This window comes from Sunxiuqinia sp. A32, assembly GCF_052690465.1.
The window spans coordinates 188,787-209,423 of the sequence record NZ_JBQYLI010000001.1 but is presented as its reverse complement, the minus strand read 5'-3'; the positions used below and the strand labels follow the sequence as shown (position 1 = coordinate 209,423).

Sequence of the window (20,637 nt, the reverse complement as noted above, 5' to 3'; positions counted from 1 at the left end):
ATGAGTTCGATTCCATTAGCAGAACGGCTTCGTCCAAAAACACTGGACGATTACATTGGACAGGAACATCTGGTCGGAGTAGGTGCTGTTTTGCGCAAAATGATCGAATCCGGTAATATTTCATCCCTTATTTTATGGGGCCCTCCCGGCGTTGGAAAGACAACTTTAGCAAAGATTATTGCCAATACGCTCGAAAGACCGTTTTATATTCTTAGCGCCATAAGTTCGGGCGTGAAAGATGTGCGCGAAGTTATTGACAAAGCAAAAAAGCAGCAGTTTTTCAATAACCCCAACCCAATCCTGTTTATTGACGAGATTCACCGTTTTAGCAAAGCTCAACAGGATTCGTTGTTGGGTGCTGTGGAACAAGGCTTAGTGACCTTAATAGGCGCTACTACAGAAAATCCATCCTTTGAGGTAATTTCGCCCCTCCTCTCCCGCTGTCAAGTATACGTACTTAAACATTTGGAGAAAGATAGTTTATTGAAAATCCTTGATCTGGCCGTTAATAAAGATATCGATCTTAAAGAGAAAAAAATCGTATTCAAGGAACATGAATCATTGCTTCGTTTTTCAGGTGGAGATGCCCGTAAATTGCTAAATGTATTGGAGTTGGTCGTTCATGCGGAGGAAAAAGAAAAGATAGTAATAACCAACGAGATTGTAACTGAACGCCTGCAAAATAACCTGGCGATCTACGACAAAAACGGGGAAATGCATTACGACATCATTTCTGCATTTATTAAAAGTATTCGCGGAGGAGATCCGGATGGTGCGGTCTATTGGCTGGCTCGCATGATTGAAGGTGGTGAGGATGTGAAATTCATTTCCAGAAGGCTTGTTATTCTGGCTGCGGAGGATATTGGGCTGGCAAATCCAAACGCCTTGTTACTGGCTCAAAGTACTTTTGATGCCGTGCATCAAATTGGTCCACCAGAGTCAAGAATAATTTTGTCCGAGTGCACAATCTATTTGGCAACTTCTCCGAAAAGTAATTCGGCTTACGAAGCCATTAATAAAGCTCAACAATTAGTGAAGGAAACCGGCAACCTTCCAGTTCCTTTGCACATTAGAAATGCACCAACCAAATTGATGAAAGATTTGGGCTATTCGAAAGATTATAAATATGCCCATGCGTACAGCGGTAATTTTGTTGAACAGGATTTCCTTCCAGAGAAAATTAAAAAAGTGCGTTTTTACACTCCTCAAAACAATGCTGGCGAGCTAAAAATAAAGGAGCGCCTTAAAGCTTGGTGGGGTAAACGATTTGAAAAGTAAACAAAGTTTGACGCTAGACGCTGGATGTTTTATTCTCTCACTCTCTCATTTTCACACCTTCACACCTTCACACCCTCCCGATTTCTCAAAAACTATATCCATGCCCGCAATTTATAATAAGACATTGCCACTATTTCTCTGGCAACCATAATTTCATATTTCAAGTGATTCCAGAATTGGTACCGAATTGAAATGTTACTTCCAACATCAGGAACCAAAAACCTATTTCCACCCAATTTGTCATCCGTAAATACCAAATTGGCTTCCAATGCATTTTCAAACGCAGGCAAAGCATTTACCCGTTCAAATCCGGCCTTCTGAAAACTCAACACAGCCCTTCTCAGATGTTCGGGAGAAGACACCAACAAGATCGATTTATTTACCATCACCTCTCCATTAAACATCCGCAAATTCAATGCTTGAGAACGAGTATTGGTGCCATTGGCTTCAAATACGATGCGAGCTGAATCCACGCCATGAACCTGCAGTTCCTTTCCGACCAAAACAGGTGTACTTTTCTCATCCCACAACTTTCCGGGTATGCTAACAATCACTTTACTTTCAGGAAATATTTCAGCGGCATGTGCCGTATAATATATCCGCATTAAGTTCGATTCGCTTGGCATTCCACCACCTCCCAACAAAACAATATATTCAGGTTTTTCAGCAATCTCAGACACACTTGTTCCCAGCCAATGGTAAGCATAATAAGGAATTGTAGTGAAACTCAATATCAGTGACACAACAAATACAAAACCGAATGTTACCAATAGTACATGAAAAGTCGCAATTAATCGGTGATAAAACACTTTCATAATGAAGTCCTTATTTTTTGATAAATATAGAAAAACACTCAGGTATTATCACAATAGTCCAAAAATGTTTTCTGTAAAGCCTGTATTTTTCTTTTATCTTTGTTTCTCATCAAAAATACGGACCGTTTTGGAACTAAAAATAAAAGAAGAATTAATTAAACTTTATGAAAGTCATTTTAATGAAGAAATGACTGCATTTGAGTTACTGCCACCTTCTGGCTCATATCGCGAATATTGCAGAATAAAAAGCAATCATCATAAAGCAATTGGTGCTTACAACCAAGACATTAAAGAAAATATTGCTTTCATTGAGTTTTCAACTCATTTTAAAAAGAATAACATTCCTGTACCCGAAATATTTGAAGTTAACCAAACCAAAACATGCTATTTGCAGGAGGATTTAGGCTCGACTACCTTATTTGACTTTTTAAGTAAAACACGCGAACTGGAGGAGTTTTCTCCCACCATTGTGAATGAATACAAAAAAGTACTCAAAGAACTTCCGCGTATTCAAATATTGGCTGGTAAGGATTTGAATTACGAGGTTTGTTATCCTCGTTCTGCCTTTGACAAGCAATCCATGATGTGGGATTTGAATTACTTCAAATACTACTTTCTTAAGCTCGCAAAAATTGCATTTGACGAGCAAGCTTTAGAAGACGATTTTCAAGCTTTTAGTGACTACTTGCTGGCAGCCGATAAGGACTTTTTCCTATTCCGAGATTTTCAATCCCGCAACATCATGCTAAAAGGAGGGAAAGTCTATTTTATTGATTACCAAGGAGGACGAAAAGGTGCGCTTCAATATGACCTTGCGTCTTTATTGTATGATGCAAAAGCAGATATTCCTCAAGCGGTAAGAAATGAATTACTCGAGTTTTATCTGGATGAACTAGAAAACTACCAGGAAACTGACCGGGAGGAATTTAAAGCATATTTCACCGGTTACGTTCTTATTCGGATCATGCAAGCGATGGGCGCTTATGGATTTCGTGGATTCTATGAAAAGAAAGAGCATTTCCTTAAAAGTATTCCATTTGCGTTATACAACCTGGCATGGCTACTTGAGAACAATAATATCCCAATTGAGTTACCCGAACTTTTCAATGTACTAAAAAAGGTTTGTCAATCAGAGTTTCTCAAATCCATTAGCACACAGAAAGGCTCTTTAACTGTTACAATTACCAGCTTCTCTTATAAAAAAGGAATTCCGGAAGACACCTCTGGCAATGGTGGAGGATATGTGTTTGACTGTAGGTCCATTCATAACCCCGGACGGTATGAAGAATACAAACAACTTACAGGTAGAGACCAACCAGTAATTGACTTCCTGGAAGAAAAATCAGGCGTCAGCTCGTTTCTTCTACCAGTTTTTTCTTTAGTTGATCAATCTGTAGAAAAATATCTTTCAAGAGGTTTTTCACATCTTAGTGTAAGCTTCGGATGCACTGGCGGTCAGCACCGTTCAGTATACTCAGCAGAGCAGTTGGCAGCTCACCTGAAAAACAAATATCCGGTAAATGTTGTTCTAAGCCACAGAGAACAACATTTCAAATAAAATGAGTAAGACAGCTTGCAAAAAGAAAGACTATAAAACTCCTGAGAATCCGAAGTATTATTGCAAAAAATGTGAGGCAACTGCGAAGAAAGAAGATAAACTTTGTAAGCCCAAAAAGATAAAATAACCGATTTGGAAATGCTATGAAAAAACTTTTCCCGGTTCTGCTTTTTTGTTTATGCCTTTTCAATTCGGCAATAGGGCAAGATCTAACTGAGAAATCAGTATCAGACTCTGTTACTATTGATGAGATAACAGTAAGTGCCTTTAGGTTTGAAAAGAAATTACTGGAAACGCCAGGTGCAATATCGCTTATCACCCTGCAACAAATTCAATTGAATTCAGAAGTTTCTATTGATCAATTAATCAATCAAACGTCCGGGGTTTATATGCAAAGTGGCACGATGAACACAAACCGTTTAACAATTCGTGGAATTGGCAGCCGATCACCCTACTCGACCAACAAGATAAGGGCATATTTTGAAGGAATTCCGCTTACCAATGGAGTCGGTGAAACAAGCATCGAAGATCTGAATTTACTTACCTTTTCAAAGGTTGAAATAATCAAAGGGCCTGCATCTGGTTATTATGGGAGCGGATTAGGCGGCACGCTGCTTTTTGCTGCAAGACGGCAGCAAGGTGATGTGGCTGAAGGTTCTGCAAGTTATGGCTCATTTAATACATCAAGGCAACGAATTTCATTACAGCTTGATCGGGACGCTTTTAAACATGGATTGTATTACGAGAATTTCACATCAGATGGGTTTCGTGATAATAATCAAACGGATCGATCAAACCTCAGCTATATCGGACGACTTGACAAGGATAAACATCATTTCAACTTACTCATCAATCATACAGGAATGATGGCCTATATTCCAAGTTCCATCGATAAAGACACTTATCAGAATAGCCCGGAAAAAGCCGCTGCCAACTGGGCTGCAACAGAAGGTTTTGAAGATTATCAAAAGCTGTTGGGTGGTTTTTCAGTTTCATCTGAATGGAAAAGAAACAAAAGTAGCCAAATCAGTCTTTTTGCGAATCAATACAAAAACTACGAACTGCGCCCTTTTAATATATTGAAGGAAGATAGTTACTATTGGGGCGGACGGTTTATCTTCGAAAAACTGCTTATTAATCAGAAAGCGGAGTGGAAATTCACCATAGGAAATGAAAGCTTTTTTGAAAAGTACAATTGGCTCACATTTGAAAATAATGATCGACAACAAGGTTTGCTACTTTCCAAAAACCGGGAAAACCGGAACTATCTCAATAATTTCGTGCAGATAACTTTGACAGCTAATCAAAAATTGATTGCCTCGTTTGGAACTAACTTAAATACGACAAACTACAAGTATACGGACAACTATCTAACTGATGGAGATCAATCCGGCCAGCATCAATTTAAAACGATTGTTTCACCCCGATTGGCAGTAAGCTATCCGTTAACAATCAACCAGCGAATTTACACAACAATAAGCCATGGTTTCTCGCCACCAAGCTTGGAAGAAACACTGCTTCCAGATGGACAGCGAAACAATGACATACAACCGGAAAGTGGCTGGAGTTATGAACTGGGGAGTCGCGGAACACTTTTCCCCGGAATGTATTATGACATTTCTGCTTATTATATGGATATCAGAAATTTATTAGTGGCCAGACGCGTTTCGGAAGATGCCTATTTGGGAATAAATGCAGGGCAAACCGCCCACCCGGGATTTGAATATTCATTAAAATCAAATTTCTTAAATTCGTCTGAAATTAAGGCAGACATTTCGCACAGCGGGAGCTTTTCGCCATATTATTTTGTAGACTTTATAGATGGTGACGAGGACTACTCCGGTAACGAACTAACCGGCTCACCTCGCTTTAGCTGCAACTCAGCGTTATCATTTCTGGTTAAACGCAAATATACATTATCCCTAAATCACCGATACACAGGCAGTATGCCTTTACGTGATGATAATTCTATATATAGCGAATCTTCTTCTGTTCTCAATTTCATAGGAAGATATCAAAAACAATATGGCAAAGTGTTATTTGATTTTGGCGTAGTTGTGAATAATATAACCAATGAGAAGTATGCATCAATGTATGCAATAAATGCCTCTTCTTTTGGAGGTAGTTTACCCAGATACTATTATCCGGGAATGCCCAGAAATTTTAATCTTTCGCTTAAAGCCTATTACAAATTTTAAGGGAAGTCTGTCTGTTAAATAGAAAAGGTCATATTCAATCCAAGTATGTCAGCGGTAATCCAATCGTCACGTTTTAATTTCTGCCATGCGTAATACATATCCAAACCAAACCAGTTATTTTCCCAAATATGCATTCCTCCATAAATTCGTCCCAGATGCATACCAACACTATTCAATTTGGTAAATACTTCTTCTCCAACATAGGTTTTTGGTACCACACCAAATAACGCTGGAAAATCAACAAAGAGATTGTGATAATATCTGAAATGCCCATCTTGGCTATTAAAAAACCGATACTCCAGGCGATTGGTTGAATGATATTTTATCCCATTTTTCTCCAGAGAAAAATTAACGAAACTTTGAGGCCGGTACTCCATTACCTTTTCAACTGAAGAAACAAGCTGTGCTCCACGAAACGCAACTCCCAACTTCATCCAGCTATTCATTTTTCTGGATACACTCAAGTCCACATAACTCATATCACGCATTTCGTTTGTTACCAGGTAATGAGTTTTTGTGCTGACTTTCAAATTCATTTTCTCCGACAACCCAACGTTTACGGCTGAAGTGTTCCACAAGTAAAACTCTCGCTCACTCTGTCCTGAAGCGTAAAACACCGCCACAACAGCAAAGAATATAACTAAAACCAGATTCTTCATGTAGCCTTTATGACCATTTTTTGATCGAACAAAGTTAAAAATTGATCTGTTAAAAATTAAATTTTAATACCTTAGCACTCAAACCTTAACAAACTATTCCAATTAATCATGAAAAAAATAAAAGTACATTACCTGTTTTCATTTTTTCTAATATTTGTCTCCGGAACAGCTATCTCACAATCAAACAGCTCTTTAAAAAACATACTGAAAAAGGATGCTGAAATAACTATGATTCAAACTGGCTTCTCATTTACTGAAGGTCCAGCTGTGGCTCCGGACGGCCGCATATTTTTCACAGACCAACCGAATGATCGCATTTACATTTGGAATGAAAATGACGAAATCACTGAATTTGATGTCGATGGAGAACGATCAAACGGCTTATACTTTGGAATTGACGGAGAATTAATTTCGTGTGCCGACTATCGAAATAAGCTTATCAAAATTGACATGAACGGTACAAAAACGGTATTGGTAGATAATTACAAGGATATGCATCTAAATGGCCCCAACGATCTTTGGCAACATCCAAATGGCAATATATATTTTACTGACAGCTATTATCATCGTCCTTGGTGGCCGGAGGGGCAAAAGCAAGTGCAAGACGAGCGAGCGGTATATTGCTATACGACCGACGGAAATTTGATCAGAGTTGCTGATGGCTATAAAATGCCGAATGGCATCATCGGATCACCTGATGGCAAAAACTTATATGTTGCTGACATCAATGATGGCAAAACCTGGAAATACAATATTCAGGCTGATGGGACTCTTACTGACAAAACCTTTTTTGCACCTGAAGGATCGGACGGGATGACCATTGATAAAAAAGGGAATGTGTATCTAACCAACAATGGAGTATCCATCTTTGATAAATCCGGCAGTAAAGTGGGTGTAATCGAAGTACCTGAGCGCCCTGCCAATGTATGTTTTGGTGGAAAAAAAAGGAATATACTTTTTATTACCGCTCGCAAATCAGTCTACAAAATCGAAACAAAAGTAAAAGGAGTTCAATAATCACTCACAAAAAAAAGCTGCTCCCTTGAGCAGCTTTTTTCATATAATTTGATTGAGTTCTATCCATTAATTGCTTGCGTGCAGGCATCTTTCAATTGCTTAGCAGTAGCATCAGTAGGATCAATTTCCAATGCTTTTTCAAACAATGGCAATGCCTTCTTAAATTCTACTTTTGCATTTGCAGTAGCTTGCTTGTACTGGTCGTCTGTTGTTTTGTATTTCCCAGCTGTTACGTCAGCTGCTGCCTGAGAAAGAATTGCTGCACCTTTTTTATAAAATGCATTACCTTCCTTCAAATAATATTTAGTCAAACGATCTTTAAATTTAGCATCATTCGGGCTTTTCGCCAACCCATCATTCAAAGTTGCAACATAGGCTTCCTCATTTCCTAACTTCAATTGCGCATTCGCTTTATACAACAATGCAGTTGAAGTTTTATAGTTAGTTGCTATCGACATATCAAAATACTTAACAGCCTTGTCATACGCCTTCACTTTATAAGCACAGTATCCTGCGTTATAAATCATTGCATTATCAGCTTCATTATCGCCCCAATTCGCAACAGCTTTGTCAAACAATTCAAGGGCCTTTTTATAATCTTTTGCCCTTAAGGCTTCATTTCCATCATTTTTTAATTGAACAGCATCAATTGCATCTTGCGCAAAACCAGCTACCATCCCAAAACAAAATGCAATCACTAAAAAAAATCGCTTCATAACTTACAAGTTTATCAGTTTTATATTTAAAAAAGTTAAAATTCTTATCGTTTTTTTCCGATGAACCCCAAAAATAACAATAATGATTTAAAAAACTATAAGAAAAACAATTTTGTACCCTCCTTATCGAATATATCTGAGGATGTGTAACTTGAACCTAGTAAATTATAAAACTTTAACGGTTAAAAAATTCACAAAAAAAATAATTGTGAAAAAGTGGTAGATGTCAGCCAAGTTAACACGCTAAAACACTTATTTCTGTTAACAAGTTAATGACTAGCGTATTCGATCAATTGAACGAACCAATGCTTCGTCCTTACCAATATTTCGAATAGCTAAATAATCTAAAACAATGGCTACCAAAGGAAAAGAAACTGTAACATTAAAACTTACATCAGCTCCGCTAAAACTATAAAAAGTGAAGAAGTAGAACATACCAAACAAACCTACCAGCAATAAAATCGCAAATACCAGAAAACGTATTTGACGAATTCTCTTTTTATAAAGAAAGATTGCTACCAGGTGTATTAGTAGAATAATTCCAACAAAAACGGCAATGGGGATGCCACTATCGACAATTTCATTATTTCGAACAATACCTCTGATATCAAATAAGAAAAATTGATTGTCACTTGCTATTTCAGCGAAGGGCAATGCAAATAATAAACCAATAAGAATGGCAGAAATTAGTATGTAAACTGTTTGTATTCTTTGTATCATGACTGTATTTTTTTGAAGCAAAATTACATTTTTGACAAGAAGTAACAAGTCAATTTCTTAAAAACAAGCAAAGATTATCCATCAATTTTGACTCGTTTATTCGACTTGGTATACCAGATACATCCGCTAACATTTTTAAAACCACAAGCTTTCAATGCTCGAATATAAGATCTGAGTTGGTAAGTATATTTTTCCAATTCAGTATCACCAGACTTATAATCAACAACTATCGTTTCACTTTCCCCAATCATAATCCGATCTGGCCGCTTAATTCCTTTTTGCCCCGTCAAAATTGATCGCTCATTCACGACCTCAAAGCTTCCATCAAACCAATGATTAATAGCCGGGTCTTTAATCATTGTTTCAAGCTGATTGCGTATTTCTTCACCTTGCTTTTCACTAACGACTCCCTGCAATATCAGCTCCTTTACTGCAAAAGGTAATTCTTCGGTATTTCTAATTTTCGCTAAAACTTCGTGAATAATTTTTCCCAAATTGATCTTAACTTCATAGTCCTTCTGCTCAATAAAGAAATTTTCATTGCGCTTTTTTAGATGAAGAAACTTATTGAAATCGGTGAAACGAAATTCATCAAGAAAGATACCACCGTCATTTTCGTTTCTTTGGTCACTCTCAATTGACAGTTCGCCATATTGAAACAATTCATTTTCTTCGTCAAAATTCTCGACCAGATTAACATCCAAACCACTAACCATAGTTGATCCACCACCCTCAACAGTGACACTATGCCGGAGTAAGTCTCCAACCGTATTCATTTTCCCTGTGTAAACCGACCATGTATAAAGTACTGATCTGGCACGGGTAAATGCCACATAGAGCATATTCAAGCTATCGATATACGAACTGATCTTTTCCTCAAAATATTCTCGCTTAAACTCTGAATCGGCCATGGATGCTTCATACTTTACGGGAACCAATTCCAATTGCTTAAAAGGTTCGGTTGTTGGTTTGCACCAAATTATTGGAGCATGCTGAGCCGATGAAATTCCAATTTGCCAATCGCAAAACGGGATCATCACATATTTATATTCAAGCCCTTTTGCTTTATGAATGGTTTGTATTCTGATGGCGTCAAAATCTTCCGACACTGCGATCGTTTTCTTTTGTCCCTGCACGTTCCACCATTCCAAGAATGAAGAAAGACCAGCTGATTTTGATTTCATAAAACCTCCCACCTGATCAATAAAAGCCTGAAGATAAGCTTGTTCATCCTTCAACTCAAACAAGTTGAAAATATCACACAATCGAAAAATGACTTCCTGAACATTTCGGAAGGATAATTCCTCCTGATAAAAGTCGCTTTTCAGAAATGTCGTAAATTCATTTTCCTCAGACTTCGCCTCTTCAAACTGCTCATCATTTGTCGGTTGATAGACCTCTTTAAACAGCATCTCTAGTTGACCTTCACTTGTATATGAACTGAAGTTTGGCTCAAAGCCAACTTTTTTCACTAGTGGTTGAATATCATTATAAAACAAATAATTTGCTGTGGCTATCAATAAATCATCCTCAGGAGTTAAAACCAATTCCAACAAAGCAATTAGAAAACTAACTAAAGACGAACTTTTCACATAAAGTGACTCACTGGACAAAACATTAAAATTGAAACTAGAGTCAGCGAGCTTTTTCTCTTCCAGCAAACGATCAGCAATAATCTTGGCCTCATCCTTTTTTCGCACCAGAATCGCAATTTCATTGGCTCTCGCTCCTTTGCTCTGAACTCCTTTTATAGTGTCAATTAACTCCCCTAACACTTTTTCGTCTGTAGCATCAGCCAAATCCTTTTCTTTCACCAAGAAGCGCATTTGAACAAATCCTTTATCGGCTAATTCGGCCTTCCCGATTTTCTGAATGCTTTCCTTATAAATATTTTCAAATGTTGGGAATTCAGTGTCATCCTCAAAAGCCTGCTCAGTTTCTCCAGCAAAGTGATTATCCATAACTTCCGGAACTACTTGAAAAATCCGGTTATTAAATCGGATAATGTTTCCATCGCTTCGCCAATTTTTATCTAAAACCTGGTCATTCACTCCATTGAACGGAAAATGATCATTGATTTTACCGGCAAGCAGTCGCCAGTCACCATTTCGCCATCTATAAATAGCTTGCTTCACATCTCCAACCAGCAAGCTAAAGTTATCTTCAGACAAGGAATTATTAATTAGAGGAAGAAAGTTATTCCATTGCAAACCTGAAGTGTCCTGAAACTCATCAATCATGAAGTGATTATAGAAGACACCTGTTTTCTCATATATAAAGGGGGCATCGGCATCTGAAATAATTTCTTTCAATAAATAACCCGACTCTGAAATCAGAATAACACCTTTTTCCCGAACCAGCTTTCTCATAGTTGACTGCAAATCAACAAGAATCGCCAGTGTATAAAGTTGCTTATTAATCAATTTTGCTGTATTGTATTCCGACAATTTCTTTTGGTAGAAATCCACCGCTTCAACCAATAAAGGATGGAGTTTCAATGCTGTTGGTTCAACGCTATTTTTATCAGGTTGCTTATATAAATTACCAACATCCTCAACAACAGCTAAAAGTCTGGCCCCTATTTTAAATTGTCCTTGCAGCAATATATTGAAAGTGTTTGCCGCACCACTTTTCCCATACTTAAAATCAGCAACAGTTAGCCCGGCATTACTCATCACGTTTAGTCCGGCTTGTCCTAAATGCTTTAATTTATTTTCAAACTGAAAAATAATCTGCTGAAGTTCTCTCCGATAATTCCGGATAAAAACCCGGTCATTTAATTTTTGATAAAGTTGCTCGTTCTGGTCTTTAAAAGTTTCATTATAAATCTGCCTCCCCAAGTTTAAAATATCCCTTTTCAGATTCCAACCATCACCTTCCAAAATTTTATCTCGGGCAAATTGCTTCAGCCATTCCAATAAATCAGGATTTTCATCAATTGACAACAAAAGCTGGTCAACAGCTTCTTCCAGAATTAAATCTTCCTCAAGATCAACCTGATAGGCTGTATTAATGCCCAGCTCTCGATTAAAAGCCTTAATTACCCGTTGAAAAAAGCTATCGATTGTGCTAACCGAAAACCTGGAATAGTCATGCAGAATATGCTTCAAGCTTTTCTTTGCCCGGTTTGCAATTTCCATCTCTTGTAAATTCAGCTCATCTACAAGTACGTCCAAATAAGCAGTTTTTTTACCATTGGCCAGTTCATAAAGCTCCTGAACAACGCGTTGCTTCATCTCAGCAGTTGCTTTATTGGTAAAAGTAACCGCCAAAACATTCTTATAATTCCATTCTCCTGAAAGAATAATTTTAAGATATTCAACTGCTAATCGAAAGGTTTTTCCGGAACCGGCAGATGCTTTATAAACCTGGAGCTGCGACATGAAATTCTTTTTGTTAAAAATAGGAAAAATGATCAGACAGCTCGCCAGCTTTTGTCGTGTTTTTTTGATTTGAAAAGCCCTTTACCGTTTGTACCTTTGCAAACACCACTAACTCAATAGTTATGATTCTTCAGGTTTTATTGGTCGTCACAATTATCCTTCAATTTTTTGCTGTCGGGGTCGCAATTAAGCTTACTAAGGTAACCAAGTTTAACTTTTCGTGGATACTACTCACCATTGGATTTGTTTTAATGGCAATACGAGGATTGGCTGAATTTCTTCCATTCATCAGTAACCTTAACCGGCAGGAGCTTGGCGACTTTTACGTATGGATAGGGGTGATTATTTCCTTGTCTTTTGCAATTGGGGTATTTATGATTCAACGTATTTTTAAGTACATGAAAAGGGTAGAAGATTCCAGAAGGCTTACCGAAAAAATGTTCTTAAATGCAATTATACAAGCTGAAGAAAAAGAACGTAAACGCTTTGCCAAAGACCTTCATGACGGTTTGGGGCCACTACTTTCTACCGTAAAAATGTCTGTTTCGGCGCTTGCCCAAATCGAACATGATAAAAATTCAAAAGAGATTGTAACAAACACCGAAATGGTTATTAATGAAGCTATAAAATCACTGAAAGAAATCTCGGATAATTTAAGCCCACACGTATTAAATAACTTTGGATTAATTCGGGCACTAAGAAACTTTACCAATAAAATAAATACTACGAAAGCGATTCACATTTCTTTGGATTCAAATTTGGGAAATGATCGTTTCAACCAAAATATCGAAGTGGTGTTATATCGGGTGGTTTGTGAACTGATCAACAATACGATTAAACATTCTGGTGCAAAACAAATACAGATTAGTCTCAATCAGTTGGAAGACAAACTAAGAATCTCGTATCATGATGATGGAAAAGGATTTGATAAAAAGATACTCATGGAACAACCGAGCAGTGGCGGTATGGGATTTTCAAATATTTTTTCAAGAATTAATTCGCTAAAGGGAGATATTCAGGTTGAGACAGAACAAGGAAAAGGAACAATGGTATACATTAAAGTAAACACGAACGATGAATAATAATAAACGATCCATAATTATAGTTGACGATCACACCTTGTTTAGGAACGGATTGCGGATGTTAATAAACAACCTGCCAAACTACCAGGTAATTGCTGAAGCTGCAAATGGTGAAGAGTTTCTTGATCTACTGAAAATTCAGCTGCCTGATCTGGTATTATTGGACATTGAAATGCCCGTAATGAACGGTTTTGACGCAGCCAAACAGGCTACCTCAACTTATCCCGATATAAAAATCATTACTTTATCAATGTATGGTGAAGAAGACTATTATTACAAAATGGTTGATGCCGGTGTAAAAGGATTTGTTTTAAAAGATTCAGATATCACCGAGGTGAAATCTGCCCTGGAAACTGTTTTTGAAGGGGGAAGTTATTTTTCTTCTGAATTACTACAGACACTTGTTAGCAGTTTAAAAACCCGTCCATCCAGTGCTGAAAAACAAAACCTACTATCTGAACGGGAAACCGAAATTCTTATACTAATCTGTCAGGGATTTTCAAACCAGGAAATTGCGGATCAGCTGTTTATATCAAAACGTACGGTTGATAAACACAGAGCTAATATTCTCGAAAAAAGTGAATGCAAAAACACGGCTCAATTGGTCATGTATGCAATAAAAAACCAATTGGTGGAAATTTAAGATGTTACCCTTGTAACTTTACTTCCAATTTCGAAAGGATTGCTAATTCGTTGTCTGCGAGCCATCCAGGCAGCAGCAACAAACAATGGAATTGATACCGTAAAAGGACTTAGTTTTTCTGGTAGCCTATTCTCATTTATCTCAAAACAGGCTGCACCCACCTGCTCAATCTTCTGTCGAAGTTTCTGAACACGCTCATTTTGTTTTCCGTCCGGATTAATGAAAACAACCACAGACTTTGCGGCTGATTCCTTCGGGCCATGATCATATTGAGACAATGACATACCGGTAAATGGGATTTTGGTACTTTCCGTCATTACCAGGGCAGCTTGTAAAGCTGTTCCTAGATTTGGGCCACTCCCAATTATAAAAAACCCTTTATATCTGCTTCGTTTAGACAAGCGATATAATTTTCTCCCAAGCATTTCTCCCTCAGCAATCAAGCTGGAAAACTTCTCATTCAAGACATCAAAAGCAGGTTGTGGACTTATGCCAAGGCCAGTATACAATACAACTAGGGTATTAATAAATGTTTTTGTGGAAGAAAAAATTTCAACCCCTGCACCAACATCAACAACAAAATCGGTTTTTGGATGCTTTGCCAAAGAAGATGCCGTATCGTTTGTAATGGAAACAAACTGCTCAAAACGATCAGCACACCACAAAGTCTCGGAACTCATCCCTGACTGGGAAATTAAAACTGCTCGTTCAAATTGCTTTGTTTTCTCCAGGTAATTGAAATATTCTGAAGCCAGTTCCGGATATATTTTAACTCCTTGATAGCGCAGCGAAATTGCTGCATAATAAGATGATCCCATACCGATATATGGAATTTTCTCAGGCAGAACCAAACCTTTGTTTTTTTCGAAACAAGTTCTGGCTAAATGCGGGATTTCAAGAATCTCTGTGTACAAATCCATCTAATTTATTGCTTCCTATCAATAATACGAATATTCTACGGATTTAGAGATATGTTACACGAACTTTTTTGCGATTGAAAAGGCCTGATTTCCGTATGAACCGCCGAATAAATGATAGTGATTTAACACATGATAAATTTGGTATAATTGCACCCGTTCTTCCCAACCTTTTTCAAATGGAAAAGTATACTGATAAGCATTCCATGTCGTTTGCGAAAATCCACCAAACATGGTCATAATTGAAAATTCCATTTCCCGATCCGCATAATAAGTTGCAGGATCGATAATTGCCGGACCATTGGTTGTATACATGTAATTACCCGACCATAAATCGCCATGAATAAGCGATGGTTTATGGTCTTCACCAATTAAGTTCGGTAAGCGATCAATCAAACGGTGGTAGGTATTCAGCTCTTTTTCAGACAAATGTCTATTCTTCTGAATTTCCTGAATTAGAAATAATATTCTCTTTTGCCCAAAAAACTCAATCCAACTATCAGTCCAACCATTTAATTGCAGTGTAGAACCACAGTAGTTGTCATTGTAAAATCCGAAACGATCAGCCGATTTTTTGTGCAGCAAAGCAAGACCAATGCCCAAGTTTTCATCCTCATTTGAAGTATGTCCGGAAGGTAGAAAATTCATTAAAATATATCCCGGATGGTTATCAACATCCCTGGAAAGCACCACTTTTGGAACTGTTAAATAAGCATTGGTTACCGAAGCCATTTCATTTAACGATTCGGCCTCACGAATGAAAAGATCGGGTTCAACAAACCTATTCCACTTAAGAAAATACTCTCCCTGATTGGTCAATAACTTTAAGGAATGACTTATACATCCACCTCCAACAGGTCTTTTTTGTTGAATAATCAATTCATCTCCAAATTTGTTTTGATAGTCATCACATACAATTTGAATCACCTTTTTTTCCATACGATTAAAGTTCCGTAATCATTCATAAAAATACAATATATCACTTTTGGAATTTTAGAGATATAATCTGCGCATGTAATTGTTCAATAATAAAAGTTCTATTTTTACATTTATGAGATTGATTTTAACCATTGTATTTGTTGCTCAGCTTGTTACTGTTTCATATCCACAAGAGATCTATTTTCCTCCCCAAAATGGTGATGAATGGCAAACTCTTTCTCTCGAAGATTTGGGATGGTGCAACTCCGAAGTTGATGAACTTTATCAGCTTCTGGAAAACAACTCTACCAAATCATTCATGCTTCTGAAAGATGGGAAGATTGTCCTTGAAAAATATTTTGGCACCTATACAAAAGACAGCAGCTGGGTGTGGTTTTCTGCAGGAAAAAGCCTTACGTCCATGTTGGTAGGAATTGCTCAACAAGAAGGATACTTGGACATTGACGAATCATCTTCCACCTACCTTGGAAATGGATGGACAAGCATGAGTTCGGAACAAGAGCGTGCTATAAAAATCAAACACCAACTTACGATGAGCACAGGGCTGAACGAAACTGATATGTTTTGTACCGATCCGGAATGTCTCACTTATAAAGCTGATCCGGGAACCCGCTGGTTTTATCACAATGCTCCCTATTCATTACTTCGGAATGTCGTTGAAAATGCAACAGGCAAAGGGCTGAATATATTTACTTATGAAGCGATCAATAATAAAACAGGCATGAAGGGACTTTGGGTTCCGGTTGGTTATAACAATTTTTATTTCAGCACAGCGCGAGACATGGCTCGCTACGGATTGCTCATTCTAAATCGGGGAGTTTGGCAAATTGACTCAGTGTTAAAAGATGAAGAATACTTTGGGGCGATGACAAACAGCTCGCAGGAAATGAATCCGTCTTATGGCTATTTATGGTGGCTAAACGGCAAAGAATCATATATTCCTCCGGGAGTTGCGGACTCTTTTCCCGGATCAATTGCACCAAATGCACCTGACGATTTGATTCTTGCCGCCGGAGCACAAGGCCAGTTTATTGCTATTTCACCTAAAGAGAAACTAATAATGATTAGGCAGGGGACTCTTAGAAGTCAGGAAAATGTTCCGATAGATTTTCATAATGAAATCTGGGGGAAGATCAATCAATTAATGTGCCCAACATCTTCTCCTTCAATTGAAAGCAATAAATTCCGAGTATTCCCAAATCCGGCCACTGATTATATCCGTATTGAAACGAGCAATCAAAAGTCATTTCAACTTGAGATATATTCCTCAAATGGCAACTTAGTCCTTCATGTAAAAAACAATAGAAATATTGATATAAATGATCTTCCTGCAGGCATTTACTTCATTAAAATGCAAACAGGAAATAATTCAGAATATCAGAAATTGATAATTAAATGATCAGTGTAGTTTTTTATTTCAACTCTGCTTCCTCAACAATTAAATCATAGAAATAACCAGCTCCAAAATCTTTATCGATGGCTACAATTCCCTCAAATGTTACAATGTCATTTACATTCACATCAGCTTGAGTTGTCACTGTTAAATCATAGTGGCTTTCATCACCGCTGCCATCTTGAATATGCACCCAATTGCGACTCATGATCCCTTTGTTCACTTTCACAACTTTACCACGAACGAGCACCTTTTTACCGCTATAATCACTTTTGCTATTGTATAAATCTGCAATTGAGATTCCGCCTTCAGCTGGTGCTATGTCAATATCATCCTTCACCTCTACTGACTTTTTGCCAGCATGAGCATGGGGATCCATTCCCATCATCGAACCTTTTTCAGCAATAGGGACATCACTAAATTCGCTGATAAATAAAACCGATTCAAATTCGCGATCAAGATCTTTACTTTTAAAGTTCTTCATCTCCATCGCACCTTTATAATAGTAATTTTCGCCTTCCTTTGCATCAAGCTTTGTTACAGCTACCCAATAATCAGATCCATTTTCAGCAACACGCAAATAGGTGTATTGATTTGCCTGTAAAACCTCCAAAACTTTCACCTGATGTTGATCCACGAGTGTTGCCGTATCAATAGGTTGAACCGTTTCTTTTGGTTTGCGAATACAAGATGTCATCAACCCAATTGCTAAAATAAATATCAAACTTGATCTCATAATTTCCCCTTTTTATCTTTTACATTAAACAACTATTCAAATATAACTAAAACAATCACAAACCTGCATGTATCTACATAAGTATAAAACGATAAACATTAAGAATATTGTGGCCAAACCCGATAAGCCAACACTCCCCCGCAAACCATCAGCAAAACCTGGTATCCGGTACCAAGTTCAACCGGAATAAGCTGCCCCAATGCAAAGAGCAAAATAACCATCATCATAAACGCAATGAAACCGGAAAGTTCTTTTGCCTTTATATCAACCCGTCTGTTAAAAAATACTTTAGCCATCAGCCCTCCATAAAAGAAGCTGAACCAGATCAATTCAGTACGATTATCTCTGATCACCTTGCTAAATGTAGGAAAACCCTTCCCTTCCAAATTGACTAAAACAATATCAATAATAATCATCAAACCAAACAAGATACCTGCTATGGTGCGTATTATTCGAATTGTCCTTCGGTTTCGCTGTAAAAAGGCTTTCATAACAATTAGCTTTGATAATTCATTGACCAAAATAAATGCCCATATAAAAACCCAGCTAACAAGAGCGTGCTCAGCAGAAATTTTGATTTTTTAAATGAAACCAGGTAGGTCAAAACGACCATTAATGCAGCCACCCCAAAAAGGATTATCACCGGATACAAGCTGCTGCTCATTTGAAAAAAATCATTTTTGGTTCCCAAAAAAAGATGGCCTCCAATTGCTCCAAGTGCAAAAGGAATAAACACCAATCGCCCCTTTGACCATTCCAAAAGAAAAACATTTGAGGTATCGTTATCGATGTCATTTACGTTTAGCACAATCTCAAAAATGAAGTAGATCGCCGCAAACGAAACCATTATTATTGTCACAATTCTATAATATTCGGGATTCATATAAGAATACTAGATTATTGCAAAACAAAACATTAACTATCGAAACAACATTTACGGCTGGGATTTTGTTGCCTTGATATTGAAATCCCTGATTCAATTAAAAACGTTTAACTAAATTCAGATACACCGTGTTATAGAGAGAAGAGTTCTCGAAACTACCTTCATAACTGCCCGACACTGACCACTTTTTACTAATTCTCCATGTGAGGTCGAGTTCGGCAATGTGCTGTTTCATAGTCGAAGAATTTACAAAATCATAGTCAACATAGCGATACCCGACACTACTGTATAATTTGCCATCCCATAAATCTTTATAAAACGTCGCTCCGAAAATCTTCCCATCCAGATAGCTGGTTTGAAGCATGTTCGCAGAAAATGTTACGCTGGAGTTTAAACCTGGAATTTGATTTACAGATACAAATCCCCGAAAAGTTTTGGATGGACGCGCATCACCGTCCCTGTTGCGATAACTCACATTTGCACCAACATTCACCAGTTTTACCGGACGGTAGTTCACTCGAAAATGCACCCCCTGACGGGTTGCTTCCTCCAATAATCGGTCAGCTAAATTCTTGAAAGTTTCAAAGTAAATAACATTTTTGCGGGCATCATAGGAGGCATAAACTGACAGTTGTTTTAAAATCCTATATCGAAGTGAAAGATACAAACTAGTCAAGCTGGCAGAACCGGAATAAACGCCATTTTCCAATTTATACAGATCAATTTCACTGGAAACAAAAAAGAACAGATCATTCAGCAAGTTATTGCTGTGCTGAAAATATAGGAACCTTCGATCAATATTTCCATTGTTTTGCTGTTCAAAAAAAGCCAGCGAACTTCTTACACTTCCTGTTTTAGAATGGTATTCATGGGCAAAATACGCTCCATACTCCAGTAAATTTGCATTAAAACCATAATCTCCATAATCCGGGCGAAAGCCCAGGGCAGCGCCAACACTAAAATTCTTAAACCCAGTCTCAAACTGCACACCGTCAATTGCTCCAATATTTGAAAGGTTCGGATTTATTTTTCGTCCTACCCATAATGAAGATCGATCTCCCGGTTGATACCTGACAACCAGACTATAAATTTTAAGTGCATCAAATAGCTTGTCCTCCCCCCCATTTTCTTTTTCCAACCGATGATTATAATTGATATATGCATCAGCGGAAAAACGGCTATCACTAATATGATCGGCTTTCAATGAAAACGAGTACCTCATTCTGTTATAATCGTTCGTAGTTTCATTGGAGAATGCTGAATATGATGATGCCGAGACTCTCCCTTTTATCTTTTCCTTAAATGGGTTTTCAGTTTTTTCTTTTTTCTCCGTTTCGTTTTCCCTACGTTTTTCCGCTTCAGCAATGGAAACTTCTTTTGGAGTGGATTTTTGAACGGCCACTGCCTGTGCGAACACTTCTTCTCCAACAGATACCTCTATTCCCGGGAATGGCTTTCCCATGCATGAAATAGATGATTTCGATTCTACAATCAACAAAGGTTTTATTTGCTCATCTTGATTTATAAAAATGGTATCGCCTTCCTGCACGTTATTTGTTCCATCAAAACGAACGTAAATATTTTGAGCCGTCAGATAAGACACCTTTCCAGTTACTTTCTCTTTTCCTGTTTGGGCAAAGCCAAAGCCAACAAGCACTATCAAAATCAATGTAAAAACAATCTTTTTCATCCCTTTAACT

The 20,637-nt window shown here is 37.6% G+C and carries 18 protein-coding genes; 7 read left to right on the top strand and 11 right to left on the bottom strand.

The genetic code is table 11. The features are described from left to right. Positions 1-1,278 (top strand): replication-associated recombination protein A, encoded by a 1,278-nt coding sequence (locus ACUNWD_RS00730; RefSeq protein WP_445585842.1) that lies wholly within the window; start codon positions 1-3, stop codon positions 1,276-1,278. 92 nt (positions 1,279-1,370) lie between these two features. Here the strand turns inward: ACUNWD_RS00730 and ACUNWD_RS00725 are convergent, their stop codons facing one another. Further along, positions 1,371-2,093: a YdcF family protein gene (locus ACUNWD_RS00725; protein ID WP_445585841.1), complete on the bottom strand. Its 723-nt coding sequence runs from the start codon at positions 2,091-2,093 to the stop codon at positions 1,371-1,373. 1 nt (position 2,094) lies between these two features. On the opposite strand from ACUNWD_RS00725, the gene ACUNWD_RS00720 reads away from it, so the two are divergent. Together ACUNWD_RS00720 and ACUNWD_RS00715 are read left to right on the top strand one after the other, a co-directional pair. Next, positions 2,095-3,651: a RapZ C-terminal domain-containing protein gene (locus ACUNWD_RS00720; RefSeq protein WP_445585840.1), complete on the top strand. Its 1,557-nt coding sequence runs from the start codon at positions 2,095-2,097 to the stop codon at positions 3,649-3,651. A 143-nt stretch (positions 3,652-3,794) separates the two neighbouring features. After that, positions 3,795-5,849, top strand: coding sequence for a TonB-dependent receptor (locus ACUNWD_RS00715; RefSeq protein WP_445585839.1), 2,055 nt, complete (start codon positions 3,795-3,797; stop codon positions 5,847-5,849). A gap of 14 nt (positions 5,850-5,863) precedes the next feature. Here ACUNWD_RS00715 and ACUNWD_RS00710 read toward each other — a convergent pair whose 3' ends face one another. Next, on the bottom strand, positions 5,864-6,508 hold the full coding sequence (locus ACUNWD_RS00710) for a DUF2490 domain-containing protein (RefSeq protein WP_445585838.1): 645 nt from the start codon (positions 6,506-6,508) through the stop codon (positions 5,864-5,866). 108 nt (positions 6,509-6,616) lie between these two features. Between ACUNWD_RS00710 and ACUNWD_RS00705 the strand changes: the two genes are divergently transcribed. Continuing rightward, complete coding sequence (locus ACUNWD_RS00705; RefSeq protein ID WP_445585837.1) at positions 6,617-7,525, top strand: SMP-30/gluconolactonase/LRE family protein; 909 nt, start codon at positions 6,617-6,619, stop codon at positions 7,523-7,525. Between the two features lie 59 nt (positions 7,526-7,584). Here the strand turns inward: ACUNWD_RS00705 and ACUNWD_RS00700 are convergent, their stop codons facing one another. The 3 genes from ACUNWD_RS00700 to ACUNWD_RS00690 form a co-directional block, all read right to left on the bottom strand. Then, entirely contained in the window at positions 7,585-8,241 is a 657-nt protein-coding gene (locus ACUNWD_RS00700; protein WP_445585836.1) for a tetratricopeptide repeat protein, read from the bottom strand. Positions 8,242-8,517: 276 nt separating this feature from the next. After that, positions 8,518-8,961 carry a DUF4293 domain-containing protein gene (locus ACUNWD_RS00695; protein ID WP_445585835.1) on the bottom strand — a complete coding sequence of 148 codons (444 nt, stop codon included), beginning with the start codon at positions 8,959-8,961 and terminating at the stop codon, positions 8,518-8,520. Positions 8,962-9,035: 74 nt separating this feature from the next. Next, positions 9,036-12,344: a UvrD-helicase domain-containing protein gene (locus tag ACUNWD_RS00690; RefSeq protein WP_445585834.1), complete on the bottom strand. Its 3,309-nt coding sequence runs from the start codon at positions 12,342-12,344 to the stop codon at positions 9,036-9,038. Between the two features lie 122 nt (positions 12,345-12,466). Between ACUNWD_RS00690 and ACUNWD_RS00685 the strand changes: the two genes are divergently transcribed. Together ACUNWD_RS00685 and ACUNWD_RS00680 are read left to right on the top strand one after the other, a co-directional pair. Then, a complete protein-coding gene (locus tag ACUNWD_RS00685) occupies positions 12,467-13,426 on the top strand; it encodes a sensor histidine kinase (protein WP_445585833.1) in 960 nt (319 codons plus the stop codon). Next, positions 13,419-14,069 carry a response regulator gene (locus ACUNWD_RS00680; protein WP_445585832.1) on the top strand — a complete coding sequence of 217 codons (651 nt, stop codon included), beginning with the start codon at positions 13,419-13,421 and terminating at the stop codon, positions 14,067-14,069. Before ACUNWD_RS00685 ends, ACUNWD_RS00680 begins: the two co-directional genes overlap by 8 nt. Here the strand turns inward: ACUNWD_RS00680 and ACUNWD_RS00675 are convergent. Continuing rightward, positions 14,066-14,989 carry an SIS domain-containing protein gene (locus ACUNWD_RS00675; RefSeq protein ID WP_445585831.1) on the bottom strand — a complete coding sequence of 308 codons (924 nt, stop codon included), beginning with the start codon at positions 14,987-14,989 and terminating at the stop codon, positions 14,066-14,068. The two genes, ACUNWD_RS00680 and ACUNWD_RS00675, sit on opposite strands and share 4 nt — an antisense overlap. A 54-nt stretch (positions 14,990-15,043) precedes the next feature. Further along, positions 15,044-15,925 carry a fructosamine kinase family protein gene (locus ACUNWD_RS00670; RefSeq protein WP_445585830.1) on the bottom strand — a complete coding sequence of 294 codons (882 nt, stop codon included), beginning with the start codon at positions 15,923-15,925 and terminating at the stop codon, positions 15,044-15,046. Positions 15,926-16,037: 112 nt separating this feature from the next. On the opposite strand from ACUNWD_RS00670, the gene ACUNWD_RS00665 reads away from it, so the two are divergent. Next, positions 16,038-17,324: a serine hydrolase gene (locus tag ACUNWD_RS00665; protein WP_445585829.1), complete on the top strand. Its 1,287-nt coding sequence runs from the start codon at positions 16,038-16,040 to the stop codon at positions 17,322-17,324. Positions 17,325-17,337: 13 nt separating this feature from the next. On the opposite strand, the gene ACUNWD_RS00660 is transcribed toward ACUNWD_RS00665, so the two are convergent. From ACUNWD_RS00660 to ACUNWD_RS00645, 4 genes are all read right to left on the bottom strand, one after another. After that, entirely contained in the window at positions 17,338-18,054 is a 717-nt protein-coding gene (locus ACUNWD_RS00660; RefSeq protein WP_445585828.1) for a GW dipeptide domain-containing protein, read from the bottom strand. A 98-nt stretch (positions 18,055-18,152) separates the two neighbouring features. Continuing rightward, a complete protein-coding gene (locus tag ACUNWD_RS00655; RefSeq protein WP_445585827.1) occupies positions 18,153-18,545 on the bottom strand; it encodes a hypothetical protein in 393 nt (130 codons plus the stop codon). Between the two features lie 5 nt (positions 18,546-18,550). Beyond that, on the bottom strand, positions 18,551-18,913 hold the full coding sequence (locus tag ACUNWD_RS00650; RefSeq protein WP_445585826.1) for a hypothetical protein: 363 nt from the start codon (positions 18,911-18,913) through the stop codon (positions 18,551-18,553). A gap of 121 nt (positions 18,914-19,034) precedes the next feature. Next, positions 19,035-20,627, bottom strand: coding sequence for a hypothetical protein (locus tag ACUNWD_RS00645; RefSeq protein WP_445585825.1), 1,593 nt, complete (start codon positions 20,625-20,627; stop codon positions 19,035-19,037). Positions 20,628-20,637 lie beyond the last annotated feature (10 nt).

Coding starts and splice junctions, on each gene's coding strand:
- ACUNWD_RS00730 (WP_445585842.1), top strand. CDS start 1: ATGAGTTCGATTCCATTAGCAGAACGGCTTCGTCCAAAAACACTGGAC.
- ACUNWD_RS00725 (WP_445585841.1), bottom strand. CDS start 2,093: ATGAAAGTGTTTTATCACCGATTAATTGCGACTTTTCATGTACTATTG.
- ACUNWD_RS00720 (WP_445585840.1), top strand. CDS start 2,095: ATGAAGTCCTTATTTTTTGATAAATATAGAAAAACACTCAGGTATTAT.
- ACUNWD_RS00715 (WP_445585839.1), top strand. CDS start 3,795: ATGAAAAAACTTTTCCCGGTTCTGCTTTTTTGTTTATGCCTTTTCAAT.
- ACUNWD_RS00710 (WP_445585838.1), bottom strand. CDS start 6,508: ATGAAGAATCTGGTTTTAGTTATATTCTTTGCTGTTGTGGCGGTGTTT.
- ACUNWD_RS00705 (WP_445585837.1), top strand. CDS start 6,617: ATGAAAAAAATAAAAGTACATTACCTGTTTTCATTTTTTCTAATATTT.
- ACUNWD_RS00700 (WP_445585836.1), bottom strand. CDS start 8,241: ATGAAGCGATTTTTTTTAGTGATTGCATTTTGTTTTGGGATGGTAGCT.
- ACUNWD_RS00695 (WP_445585835.1), bottom strand. CDS start 8,961: ATGATACAAAGAATACAAACAGTTTACATACTAATTTCTGCCATTCTT.
- ACUNWD_RS00690 (WP_445585834.1), bottom strand. CDS start 12,344: ATGTCGCAGCTCCAGGTTTATAAAGCATCTGCCGGTTCCGGAAAAACC.
- ACUNWD_RS00685 (WP_445585833.1), top strand. CDS start 12,467: ATGATTCTTCAGGTTTTATTGGTCGTCACAATTATCCTTCAATTTTTT.
- ACUNWD_RS00680 (WP_445585832.1), top strand. CDS start 13,419: ATGAATAATAATAAACGATCCATAATTATAGTTGACGATCACACCTTG.
- ACUNWD_RS00675 (WP_445585831.1), bottom strand. CDS start 14,989: ATGGATTTGTACACAGAGATTCTTGAAATCCCGCATTTAGCCAGAACT.
- ACUNWD_RS00670 (WP_445585830.1), bottom strand. CDS start 15,925: ATGGAAAAAAAGGTGATTCAAATTGTATGTGATGACTATCAAAACAAA.
- ACUNWD_RS00665 (WP_445585829.1), top strand. CDS start 16,038: ATGAGATTGATTTTAACCATTGTATTTGTTGCTCAGCTTGTTACTGTT.
- ACUNWD_RS00660 (WP_445585828.1), bottom strand. CDS start 18,054: ATGAGATCAAGTTTGATATTTATTTTAGCAATTGGGTTGATGACATCT.
- ACUNWD_RS00655 (WP_445585827.1), bottom strand. CDS start 18,545: ATGAAAGCCTTTTTACAGCGAAACCGAAGGACAATTCGAATAATACGC.
- ACUNWD_RS00645 (WP_445585825.1), bottom strand. CDS start 20,627: ATGAAAAAGATTGTTTTTACATTGATTTTGATAGTGCTTGTTGGCTTT.